Below are 11937 nucleotides of genomic sequence, written 5' to 3' on the forward strand. Positions count from 1 at the left end.
GTCCACGGCGACGAGCGCCGCGCGGCCGAGACCGGCGGCCGTGGCGCCCAGGGCGAGGGCGCGCAGGACGCGTCCGCCCTCCCACATCCCGCCGCTCGCCAGCAGGCAGCCCCCGGGCCGCCCGATCCGGCGCAGGCACTCGGCGAGCGGCAGCCCGACCTGGTCGAGGAAGACCCGGGGCGCCCAGCCGGTGCCGCCCTCCGCGCCGTCCACGGTGACGGCGTCGGCCCCGGCCTCCCACGCGGTGCGGGCGGCGTGCCCGATGTCGCGGCCCGGGTGGAACTTCACCCACGTACGGGCCTTGGGGAAGTTGTTCCGCATGAAGCGCAGCTGCTGGCGCAGGATCTCGTCGGTGAAGGTGCCGGGCGTGGCGCAGCGCAGTCGGCGCTCGTCGCCCGCGCCGAACGCGTCGGTGACGGTGAACCGGTCCGCCAGCTGTTCCGCCTCCGCCCTCCCGACGACGGTCATGCCGCCGAGTCCGGGCTTGGCGCCCTGGCCGGTCTTCAACTCGAAAGCCAGGCGCCCCGATTCGAGGAGCGGCCGGGTGGCGGGGTCGCTGTAGAGGAGGTTCCAGACCTCCGAGTCGGCGTCCTCGGTGGACTGCTGGACGACGACCCCGCCGACACCCTCGGGCGCCGCGTCGAGGTACGCGTCGATGCGCGCGAGGAGCGCGGAACGGGCGGCGTCCCCACCGCGCCGGTAGCCGTGCACGGGGACCATGTTCTCGCCGATGACCATGGGGATGCCGAGGCGGCCGGCCTGCCGGGACGCCTGCACGGCCAGGTCGCCGCTGCCCGCCCTGGTGGACCCGAAGGCCGACAGGTACAGCGGCAACGAGACCGTGAACCCGCCGGTCCGGCCGGTGAGTACGACGTCCCCGGACTCCGGCTCGCGGGCGAGGTCGATCAGCTTCTCCAGCCGCTCCGGCATGAAGACGGGCGGCACGATCCTCGACCGGTCGAGCGCGTCCGTACCGGCCGCACGTCCGGGGCCGAAGAGCTCTCCACCGTACGAGCCGGGGTCGGGGAACACCGCGGCGGTGCCGTGCCGGGCGCGGGCGCGGATCTCGTGCTCGGGGAGGCCGGGGGCGACGAGGGCGCTCACGGGGCGATCACCCCGGGGAGCTTCGGGTAGGCGCTGACCTGCCACAGCGAGTCGAGACCGGTGAGGAAGCGGACGAGGCGCTGAAGGCCCATCCCGAAACCGGCACTGGCCGGGATGCCCTCCCGGGCCTCCTTCAGGTACCAGGCGTACTTGGCGGGGTTCTCGCCGCTCTCCCGCATCCGCGTGACGATGGTCGCGTAGTCCGCCTCGCGCTCGCTGCCCGAGACCAGCTCGCCGAAACCGTGCGGGGCGATCAGGTCGAAGTTCCGCAGCACACCGGGGCGTTCGGGGTCCTCACGGTCGTAGAAGCCGCGCGAGCCCTTCGGGTAGTCGTTGATGAAGAACGGCCGGTCGCTCTCCAGCGAGAGGAGCCGTTCGCCGGTCCAGTCGATCTCGCTGTCCGGGCTCTGCGGGTGCCCGGAGGCGAGGAGCCGGGAGACGGCTTCCTGATGGGTGCACACGTCGTACTTGCCGCTCCGCACGTCCGCGAAGTCGGCCTCCTGGCGCCCCAGTTCGGCGAGGACACCGGGAACGGCGGTCCACACGTGCTCGGCGACGTGGGTGAGGAGCCCGGCGGCGACCTCCTGCGCGTCCTCGCGGCTCGCACCGGCGATCTCCACGTCGATCTGGTGGAACTCGACCAGATGGCGGCCCGTGGTCGCGGTCTCCTCCGGCTCCACGCGGACGTTGGGCGCGATGTAGAACAGCTTCGGGAAGCCGTGCAGCGACGCCTGCTTGTACAGGATGGCGCTGGTCATCAGCTTGTACGGGCGCCCGTAGTAGTCGACGTCCAGGGCCTTGGCCCCCCGGCCGCCCGGGTCGGTGACGGGTCCGACGAGCGGGGGCAGCAGCTCCGTGAAGCCCGACCGCCGCAGGAAGTCGCGGGCCGCGTGCAGGGCCTCCTGCTGGACGAGCATGGCGGCGCGCAGCCGCGGTGAGCGCAGGTGCTCACCGAGCGGCGGCGGCAGTGCGGGGCCTGCGGGCTGCGGGGCGTGGTCCATGACGGGCTCCTGTTCGTGGCGGTGGTGAGGGGTGTCGGTGCGTGGCCGGTGCGTGGTCGGGGGGCAGGGCGGCGGCCGGTCGTAGCGGTCGGCCATGTGGTTGAGGGCGGTGAGGAGGCCGTTCGCGGTGAGCGGTGCCAGGTCGGCCGGGGCGTCGGGGCGGATCGGCATCGCGCCGGTGTCCGACCAGCGCAGCCGGCCGTCCGCGCCGATGACGCTGCGGGAGCGGCCCGCGTTGTCGGGGTGGAGGCAGAACGGCACGTCGAGCAGGCCGCGCTCGAACGCGGCGGGCAGCGCGCGGGACAGGTCGGGGTGCAGCCCGAGCACGGCTTCCACCAGCGCCCTGGCCTCCGTGTAGACCTCGGAGTCGCCCGGGCCTCCCGGCAGCGGCGGGCCGGCGAGCGCGGCGGCAGCCGCTGCGGTCTCCAGGGCGCGGACGTTCTCGGCGACGGTCGGGATGCGGCGGGACTCGGCGGTCGTCTTCACGAGGAGCCGGTCCGCCCCCGCCCGCACCGCCAGCCGTGCCGACGCTTCGAGCAGCCGGGTCGCCCCGCGCTCGGTGCGCGGATAGACGCCCATGTAGGTGTAGAGGACGACGTGGTGGTCGACGCCCGCCGGCAGCAGCTCACCTGCCAGCCGGCGCAGGGCCCGTACCGCCTCCTCGTCCTGGCCCGGGTCCGTCTGCTGGGCGTAGCTCGACGAGACGCTGCGCACCCCGTGCTGGGCGAAGAACAGGCATTCCAGCACGCTCGTCGCGACGAGCAGCCCGGGCGGGCAGAGCTGGCCGAGCAGACAGCCGCCGAAGCTTTCGAGGTGCGGCACCGAACCGGGGCGGGCGTGTCCGGCGAGGAGCTCGCATCCCTCGGCCCAGGCGGCGACCGACTCGCGCAGCGGCGTGCGGCCGTACGGCAGGCAGTAGGAGACGGGCCCGCCCTCGGTCGCGTCGAGGCCGGCGGCGAGCAGGGCCCGGACGATGGCCTGCGGGCGGGCGGAGCCGTGGCGGACCTGGACCGGGAAGCCGTCGTCGTGGACCCCGTCGAGCAGGGAGCGGGTGACGGCGGGCGGGTGCGTCGCGATGGGGTAGCCGTTGAGCCCGTCCCCGTCGGCGAGCGCGGCCCGGGCACCCGCGAGGTCGCCGACGCGGGTGTAGCTGTCGATGGTGAGCGTGCCGGCGGTCGTGGCCGCGGCGGCCTTGGTCCGCTCAAGGCCCGTACGCATGGTGCGCGGGTCGCCGAAGCCCATGCGGGGCTGGACCACCAGCCGTCCGGTGGCGGCCGAGGCCGCGACGAACGCCCCGAACGGACGCGGCGCGGCGGCGGTCACGCCCCCACCCCGGCGGGGGTCGCGAGGAACGCGCACAGGGTGTCCAGGTCACCGGCCCCGTCCCCGAGGACGGCGTCGCAGCCCGCCGCGTACAGCCGGGCCGCCTCGGCCTCCCGGGAGTGGCCGGCCGTGCCCAGCTTGCCGCCGACGGCCACCGGCAGGGCGGACAGACCCGGCTCGGCCCGCAGCGCCCGCACGGCGGCGAGCGCGTCCCGGTAACCGTGGCCGTTGACGCTGCTGAGCACGACCGCGTCGGGGGCATGCCGGCGACAGGCGGCCGTGAGCAGACGGGGACTCGCGCAGGGGCCCAGCGCGACGACCTCGTGCCCCCGCTCCTCCAAGAACAGCCCGAGATACACGAGGTTCCAGGTATGGGAGTCCGAAGCGGTTCCGCTCAGGAGTATCTTCATGCCTTCGATGTTATTTACCCAAAGGCTTTCCGGGCGGAAGTCGGGGCGGAAGTCGAGCGGCAGTAACGGGCGGCAGTTTCTTTTCTCGTGTTTCTTCGGAAAGGGGGCCGGCGGGCATACGAAAATGCCGTGCCCCGCAGGAGCTGCGGGGCACGGCACGGGTGCGGCGGCCGGTCAGGCGTACTGGGCGACCAGGCTCCGGGGGCGGATGTCGGTCCAGTGCGCGGTGATGTACTCCAGGGCCTCGGAGCGGTTACCGGGCCCCCAGACACCTTCCCAGCCTGCCGGGATGTCGGCGAAGGCCGGCCACAGGGAGTGCTGCCCCTCGTCGTTCACCACGACGTGGAAGGAGCCCTCGGCGTCGTCGAAGGGGTTCGCGATGTCGCTCATGAATAACTCCTCGTTTCGTTTTCCCGCAGGCTTTTCTCCTGCAGTGCGGAGAGTTTCTCCGCGATGACTTCTCCGATATGTGCGAGAGGCTCTTCCTCGGCCATCCGCAGATGTGTGGATTCCACGGTGTGGTTCTCGACCGGACCCGTCAGATAAGGGTTCCAGGTGGCGGCCAGCACGCCTTCCGGTTCACCGGGCCGGCGGGCGGTGAAGAAGACCGCTCCGGTGTCCGCGACCCCCGGCACGTGCCGCGCCATGAGGGCCGCGTGGGTCTCGGAGGCCCGTGCCACCGCCCGTATCTCCTCGGCGCTGAAGCCGCCGAGCACCGGGTCCACCCCCTCCGGCAGCGCGTCCTTCCCGGGCGCCGCCTCCCGCTCCCGCGGCGGCAGCACGGACACGCTGCCCGGCCCCGTCTGGTGGACGTCCATCAGCGCGAGCAGTTCGACGTGCTGACCGGCCGCGCGGAGCCGTACGGCCATGGTGTGGGCGACGATCCCGCCGAAGGACCAGCCGAGCAGCCGGTACGGGCCCCAGGGCTGGACCTGCCGGACGCGTTCCAGGTAGTCGTCGGCCATCTCCTCGACGGTGCGCGGGAGATGGCCGGGCTCGCTCAGCGCGCGGGCCTGGAGGGCGTACAGCGGCTGGTCGTCCCCGAGGTGCCGGGCCAGGCCCGCGTACGACCAGCCGACCCCGGTCCCCGGGTGCACGCAGAACAGCGGACGGCGGGCACCCCGGGTGTTCAGCGGCAGCAGCACGCCCATCGCGCCGGCCGTGCCGTCCGGGTCCTGCGCGCCGAGCAGCCCGGCCGGGGTCGGGGCGCGGAACAGGTCGCGGACCGTGCGGTCGATGCCGAGGACCGACCGCACCCGGCTCACCAGGCGCACCCCGAGCAGCGAATGCCCGCCCAGCGTGAAGAAGTTGTCGTCCAGACCGACCCGGGGCGCGCCCAGGATCTCGGCGAAGAGCCCGCACAGCACCTCCTCCCGGGCGTTCCGCGGCGCCCGGTGCTCGACGGCGGGCCGGTCCGGCGCGGGCAGCGCCCGGCGGTCCGGCTTCCCGTTGGCCGTCAGCGGCACGGCATCCAGGACGACGACCGCCGAAGGCACCAGATGGGCGGGCAGCGCGGTACGGGCCAGGGCGAGGACGTCCGCCCCGGTGACCACGGCCCCGGCGCGCGGCACCACGTACCCGACGAGGTCCCGCTCGCCCGGCCGGTCCTCGCGCACGACCGCGAGGGCCTGCCCGACTGAGGGGTGCGCGGCGAGCGCGTGCTCCACCTCGCCGGGCTCGATCCGGACCCCGCGCAGCTTGACCTGGCCGTCCGCCCGCCCCAGGAACCGCAGTTCGCCCTCCGGCGTCCAGACGACCCGGTCGCCGGTGCGGTACATGCGGCTGCCGTCCGCCTCGAACGGGTCGGGCACGAACCGCTCGGCCGTCAGACCGGGACGCCCGGTGTACCCGCGTGCCACGTGCGTACCGGCGATGTACAGCTCGCCGGGCACGCCCGGCGGCACGGGCCGCAGCGCCGCGTCCAGGACGTGGCTCCGGGTGTTGTCCATGGGCCGGCCCAGGTGCAGCCCGGACCCGCCCAGCGAGCCCCGGCCACCGGTGAGCCACTGGTTGTGCGAGGCGAACGTCGTCTCGGTGGGACCGTAGGAGTGCACGAGGACGGTGCCCGGGCAGTGCGTCAGGACCCGCTGCACGGCGGTGGGCGAGGCGACGTCGCCGCCCGTCCACACCTCACGCAGCAGCCCCAGCGTGTCCAGCGCCTCGTCGGCCATCACATGGAACAGCCCCACGGTGAAGTAGGCGGCGGTGACGCCGTGTTCGCGCACCGCGCGGCCGGTCTCCGCGAGGTCGGTGCCGTCGCCGCGAAGGACGACCAGGCTGCCGCCGCCGAGGAGCGGCACCCACATCTCGAACACCGAGGCGTCGAACCCGGTCGCCGAGTGGACCAGCATCCGGTGCGGACCGCCGGCGGTGGTGTCGCGGTCGGCGGCCAGCTCGGTCACGTTGCGGTGCGTGACGCCGACGCCCTTGGGGCGGCCGGTCGACCCGGAGGTGAACATCACGTACATCAGGTCGTCCCCGTCGACCGCCACGGCCTCGCGGTCCGCGGGCGGGGTGCCCCCGGAGGGCGCGTCGACGAGGAGGACCGGTACGGAGACGTCCCGCGGCACCGTGCCCGCCCGCCCCGTGTCCGTCGCGACGAGGCGGACGCCCGCGTCCTGGACCATCAGCGCGATCCGGGCCCCGGGCAGGGCGGGGTCCAGCGGGACATAGGCGGCCCCGCACTTGAGGACCGCGAGCGCGGTGACCACCAGCGGCGCACCGCGTTCCAGCAGCACCCCGACGGTGTGCCCCCTGCGCACCCCGGCCGCGTGGAGCCGGGCGGCCAGCGCCTCGGCGCGCGCGTCGAGTTCGCCGTAGCCGACGGTCTCCGCGTCGGTGATCAGCGCGGGCGCCCCCGGCGTGCGCGCGGCCCGGCGGGCGATCGCCTTGTGGACGGGGGCCCGGTCGAGGGTCACGGTGGCCGTGTCGTTGTACTCCGCGACCAGCTGGAACCGCTCGGCGTCGGTGAGCAGGTCCACCGCCCCGATCCGTACGCCCGGGTCGGCGGCGACGGTGTGCAGCAGACGCCCGACGTGGGCGGCGAGCAGCGCGGCGGTGGCGGCGTCGAACAGATCGGTGGCGTACTCCAGCCCGCCCGCCAGACCGGCCGGCCGCCCCGCCCCGTCCTTCCGCTCCCACAGGGCGAGGGTCAGGTCGAACTTGGTGGACAGCGTCTCCAGCGGGGCGGGTTCGGCCGTGAGCCGCGGCCCTTCGGCGCGGCCGGCCGTGTAGTCGTGGTGGAGCTGTACGACGAACTGGGCCAGCGGGTGGTGGGCGGTGGAGCGGGCCGGGTTGAGATGTTCCACGATCCGGTCGAAAGGGAGCCGCTGATGGGCGTAGGCGGCGAGATCGGCGTCGCGTACCCGCTCCAGCAGCTCGGTGAACTCCGGGTCCCCCGACGTGTCGGTGCGCAGGACCAGCGTGTTGACGAAGAATCCGACCAGATCGCTCAGCGCCTCGTCGTCGCGCCCCGCCGTCATGGTGGCCAGCGGCAGGTCGGTGCCGGCCCCGTGCCGGGTGAGGACGGCGGCGAGTGCGGCCTGCAGCACCATGAAGAGCGTCGCGCCGTGGCGCCGGGCCAGCTCCTCCAGGGCCTCGTGGGTGACCGCGTCGACGGTGAGCGGCGCGTGGCCGCCCCGGTGGGTGGCCTCGGCGGGGCGGGGCCGGGCGGCGGGCAGTTCGAGGACGGGCGGCGCCCCGGCGAGGGCCCGTTCCCAGAAGGCGAGGTGGTCCCGCGCCGCCGGTCCGTCGAGGAGTTCCCGCTGCCACAGCGTGTAGTCGGCGTACTGGACGGGAAGCGGCTTCCACCCCGGCGCGTGGCCCTCGGCGCGGGCGGCGTAGGCGGCGCCCAGGTCCGCGAGCAGCGGGCCCGTCGACCAGCCGTCGGCGGCGATGTGGTGGACGAGCACGACGAGGACCTGGCCGCCGCCGTCGTCCGGGGTGAGCAGGGCGGCCCGCAGCGGGAGTTCCCCGGCCAGGTCGAAGACGTGCCCGGCGGCGGAGGCGACCGCCGCCCGGAACCGCCCGGCCGGAACCGTCCGCACGTCGAGCACGGGCCGCGCGTCCGCCACGATCTCCTGGTACGGCTCCCCGTCGACCGAGGGACAGCGGGTCCGCAGCACTTCGTGGCGCTCCACCAGATCGGCCAAGGCGCGTCCGAGCACATCGGCGTCCAGCGGCTCGGCCGGGCGCAGCACCAGCGGGATGTTGTACGAGGCGCTGGGCCCTTCCAGCGCGTCGATGAACCAGAGCCGGCGCTGTGCCCGGGACAGGGGCAGGCGCTCCGGCCGCTCCGTGCGGCGGACGAGCGCGGGTCCCGCGTCCCCGGTGCCCCGGCTCTCCGCGATGCGGCGCGCCAGGGCGGCCGGGGTCGGGGCGAGCAGCAGGTCCCGGACGTGCACGTCGACGCCCAGCCGGGCCCGGATCCGGTTGGCGAGCCGCACCCCGCTCATCGAGTGGCCGCCGATGGTGAAGAACCCCTCGTCCGGGCCGACCCCGTCCAGCCCCAGGATCTCCGCGAACATCTCCCGCAGGGTGTCCACGTGTTCCGCGTCCGGTGCGCCGCCGGCCCGGACCGCCTCGGCGTCGGCGGCCTGCCGGGCTTCGAGGGCCGCGACGCGCTCACGGCGTCCGACGAGGGCCCGCCGCTCCTCGTCGCCCAGCAGCCCGGCGTCGGCGACGGGCGCCCCCGGCCGCTCGGCGGCCGTGCGCAGCGCGCGTTCCAGGGCGTCCAGGAGGAGGCGGGCGGTGTCCTCGTCGAGGACGTCCCGCGCGTACTCCAGGGCGAGTTCGAGGCCGGCGGGCGTGCCGTCGGCGGTGCGGTGCTCCACGCACGCGGCGGTCAGGTCGAACTTGGTGGTCGAGGGACCCTCCGCCCGGAAGCGGCCGGTGAGCGGGCCGAACGCGAAGGGGGCGTCGGCCGGGGCGGCGGTGCGCAGGGTCAGCATCGTCTGGAAGAGCGGGTGCACCCCCGGCGTGCGCGGCGGGTTCAGGTGCTCCACCAGCAGGTCGAAGGGGAGGCCCTGGTGCTCGTAGGCGGCGAGGTCCGCGTCCCGCACCCGCTCCAGCAGCTGCGCGAACACCGGGTCGCCCGACGTGTCCGTCGGCAGGACCAGCGTGTTGACGAAGAAGCCGACGAGCGCGCCCAGCGCTTCGTCGTCCCGCCCCGCGACTGGCGTGCCCACGGCGACCCGCTCCCCGCAGCCCGCCGCCCGCAGTGCGAGGGCCAGCGCCGCCTGGATCACCATCAGCATGCTGGCGCCGTGCGCGTCGGCCAGCAGGGCGAGCCGGGTGTGCGCGTCCGGGCCGAGGCGCGTGGAGACCACACCGCCCCGGTGGTCCGGCGCGGCCGGGCGCGGCCGGTCCAGCGGCAGAGCGGTGACGGCGGGCAGCCCGTCCAGCTCCGCGCGCCAGTGGGCGAGCCCGCGCGCCACGGCGGAGTCCGGGTCGTCGGCCGTGCCGAGGACGTCGTGCTGCCAGAGGGTGTAGTCGGCGTACTGGACGGGAAGCGGCTCCTGCTCCGGCGCACGCCCCTCGGCACGGGCCGCGTACGCGGTGGCCAGGTCGTTCATCAGCGGGGCCAGCGACCAGCCGTCGCCCGCCACGTGGTGCAGCAGCACCGCCAGGACCGCCGCCGGGCCCTCGCCCCCCTCCGGCACGAACAGCGCGACCCGCAAAGGCAGTTCCCGCGCCAGGTCGAAGGTCTCGGAGACGAAGTCCTGGACCCGTTCCCGTAGCTCACCGGCCGGGCACTCGACCGTACGGGCCCGCACCGCGGACGCGGCCAGCACATGCTGGTACGGCTCGTCCTCCGGTGCGAGGAACACGGTCCGCAGCACCTCGTGCCGCTCGGCGAGATCGGTGACGGCGGCGGCGAGCGCCGCCCGGTCGGGTACCCCGTCCAGATCCAGAACGATCGGCATGTTGTACGCGCAGGACGGGCCGTCCAGCTGGTCCAGCAGCCACAGCCGGCGTTGCGCGTGCGAGAGCGGCACCCGGTCAGCGGCGGGCAACGGCTCCTCGTGGACGACCGGAAGCCGCGGGTCCGTGGTCCGCAGCACCTTGCGGTTGATCTTCCCGGAGCTGGTACGGGGCAGCGCGACGACGATCCCCACGGCGGCGGGCACGGCGGCTGCGGGCATGCGCGCGCGCACCAGGCCGCGCAGTTCCTCGGCGCCCACCCCGCCCTCGGTGACGACGAACGCGACGAGCCGCTTGACCCCGTCCCCGTCCTGCTGGGCGACGACGGCGGCCTCCCGGACCTTCGGGTGGGAGGCCAGGACCGAGTCGACGGCGGCGGGGTCGATGCGCTGCCCGCCGATCTTCACCTCGTCGTCCAGCCGCCCGTGGTACAGGATCTGCCGGTCCTCACCGATCGTGACGAGGTCCCCGGTGCGGTAGGCGCGCTCCCCGTCCAGCTCGGTGAAGCGGCGGGCGTTCAGCTCCGGGTTGCTCAGATAGCCGTACGACAACCCGCCCCCGAGAAGCCACAGTTCACCGCCGACGACGGCCGCCCGGACCCCGCGCAGCGGCCGGCCGATCGGCACCGGGCCGTCCCCGTGCCGGGTCAGGTCGGCGACCGTCGCCACCACCGTGGTCTCCGTGGGGCCGTACGCGTTCAGCAGCCGCACCCGCTCCCCGGACAGCTCCCGCCACTGGGCGACCCGCTCCGGGAGGGCCGCCTCGCCGTAGATGATCACCGTGTCCAGGCAGCCGGGCAGGCGCACCGCACCGGTGCCGAGGACGTGGACCAGCTCGTGCCAGTACGCGGCCGGCAGGTCGAGCACCGTGATCCCGTGCCGTGCGCAGCCGGCGAGCAGATCGCGCACGTCCAGCATGTCGTCGGTACGCAGCACCAGCGTCCCGCCGGCCCCGAGGGTCGCGAACACCTCCTGCACGCTCGCGTCGAAGTGCAGCGGCGAGAACTGGAGGACCCGCGACGCGGGGCCGATGCCGTACGCGGGGACGGCGCCCGCGATGAAGTGCGCGAGCGAGTCGTGGGCGACGACGACCCCGTTGGGGGTGCCCGTGGACCCGGAGGTGTAGATCACGTACGCGGCACCGGTCGGTGCGCCCGGACCGGGCAGGACCAGCTCACCGGCGGCGGCCACCTCGGCGGGCGTGGGCGCGGACGCGCCGCAGCTGTCCCGGAGGATGGCCGCGTTCCGCGCGTCGGGGGCCTGGATGTCGAGGGGCAGATAGGCGGCGCCGGTGTCGAGCACGGCGAGGAGCCCGACGACGGCGTCGATCCCCCGGGGGCGGTGGAGGGCGACCAGCCGCCCCGGGCCCGCGCCCTCGGCGGCGAGGGCGCCCGCCCGCTCCCGCACGGCGGCGGCGAGCCGCGCATAGGTCAGCCGGACGGTGTCGTGGACCAGGGCGACCGCGTCGGGACGGGTGCGCGCCTGATGGGCGATGAGGTCGAGCACCGGCGGGGCGGTCGAGGGAGAGGGGCCGCCGTCGAGCAGGTCGTCCGTTCTGATGGGGGGCATCCTGGGGTTTCCTCCGTCTGGGGCGCCGAGAGACCGGGGCGAACCGTTCCTCTCGCCTCCGTGCCCTTCACGCTAGGGGCCTCCGGCCGCCCCTCTCGGCAGTCCGCCCGGCAGCTCCGGGCGGCAGAAAGCGGGGGCGGGAGCTGCCGCTCCCGCCCCCGCCCGCCGCTCCCTCACCCCCTCCGCGCACCCGCCCTGGTCCGGCGGCGGAGCGCCGGGACGGCCACCGGACCGGCGTCCTCCGGTTCGATCGCGCCGGCCACGGCCCCGGCGAGCAGCCGGGAGAGCGTCGCCGCCGTCGGGTTGCGGAACACGTCGCGCAACGTCAGGTCCTGGCCGAACTCCGAGCGGATCCGGTTCAGCAGACGCACCGCCAGCAGCGAGTGGCCGCCGGACTTGAAGAAGTTGTCGTCCGCCCCGACGGCCCGCCCGCCCAGCACCTCCCGGAAGATCCCGAGGAGCCGCCCGTCCGCGTCCCCGCCGGCCGCCGGCGCGGCGGTAGCGGCGTCCTCCTCGGACAGCTCCGCCGGGACCTCACCCGGTGCGGGCAGCCGGGCCGCCCGCACCACCCGGGCCGGCGCCAGGTACTCGGGCAGCCGCTCGGCGGCC

The 11937-nt window shown here is 75.1% G+C and carries 6 protein-coding genes; all 6 read right to left on the reverse strand.

Annotated features, from left to right (window positions below; translation table 11 throughout):
• A partial coding sequence (locus G3I41_RS05195; protein ID WP_164399131.1) for a glutamate synthase-related protein occupies window positions 1–1104 on the reverse strand: 1104 nt, incomplete at its 3' end.
• On the reverse strand, window positions 1101–3428 hold the full coding sequence (locus G3I41_RS37605; protein WP_164399132.1) for an amino acid--tRNA ligase-related protein: 2328 nt from the start codon (window positions 3426–3428) through the stop codon (window positions 1101–1103). The genes G3I41_RS37605 and G3I41_RS05195, both read right to left, overlap by 4 nt.
• Window positions 3425–3838: a cobalamin-dependent protein gene (locus tag G3I41_RS05205; RefSeq protein WP_164399133.1), complete on the reverse strand. Its 414-nt coding sequence runs from the start codon at window positions 3836–3838 to the stop codon at window positions 3425–3427. Before G3I41_RS05205 ends, G3I41_RS37605 begins: the two co-directional genes overlap by 4 nt.
• Window positions 3839–4012: 174 nt before the next feature.
• Complete coding sequence (locus G3I41_RS05210; protein WP_164399134.1) at window positions 4013–4228, reverse strand: MbtH family protein; 216 nt, start codon at window positions 4226–4228, stop codon at window positions 4013–4015.
• Window positions 4225–11328: a non-ribosomal peptide synthetase gene (locus tag G3I41_RS05215; protein WP_164399135.1), complete on the reverse strand. Its 7104-nt coding sequence runs from the start codon at window positions 11326–11328 to the stop codon at window positions 4225–4227. Before G3I41_RS05215 ends, G3I41_RS05210 begins: the two co-directional genes overlap by 4 nt.
• 173 nt (window positions 11329–11501) lie before the next feature.
• The coding region (locus G3I41_RS05220) for a phosphopantetheine-binding protein (RefSeq protein ID WP_239081488.1) at window positions 11502–11937 on the reverse strand (436 nt) is incomplete at its 5' end.

It is taken from the genome of Streptomyces sp. SID9727 (assembly GCF_010550605.1).
In the GTDB taxonomy this organism is placed as follows: domain Bacteria; phylum Actinomycetota; class Actinomycetes; order Streptomycetales; family Streptomycetaceae; genus Streptomyces.

Coding starts and splice junctions, on each gene's coding strand:
- G3I41_RS05205 (WP_164399133.1), bottom strand. CDS start 3,838: ATGAAGATACTCCTGAGCGGAACCGCTTCGGACTCCCATACCTGGAAC.
- G3I41_RS05210 (WP_164399134.1), bottom strand. CDS start 4,228: ATGAGCGACATCGCGAACCCCTTCGACGACGCCGAGGGCTCCTTCCAC.
- G3I41_RS05215 (WP_164399135.1), bottom strand. CDS start 11,328: ATGCCCCCCATCAGAACGGACGACCTGCTCGACGGCGGCCCCTCTCCC.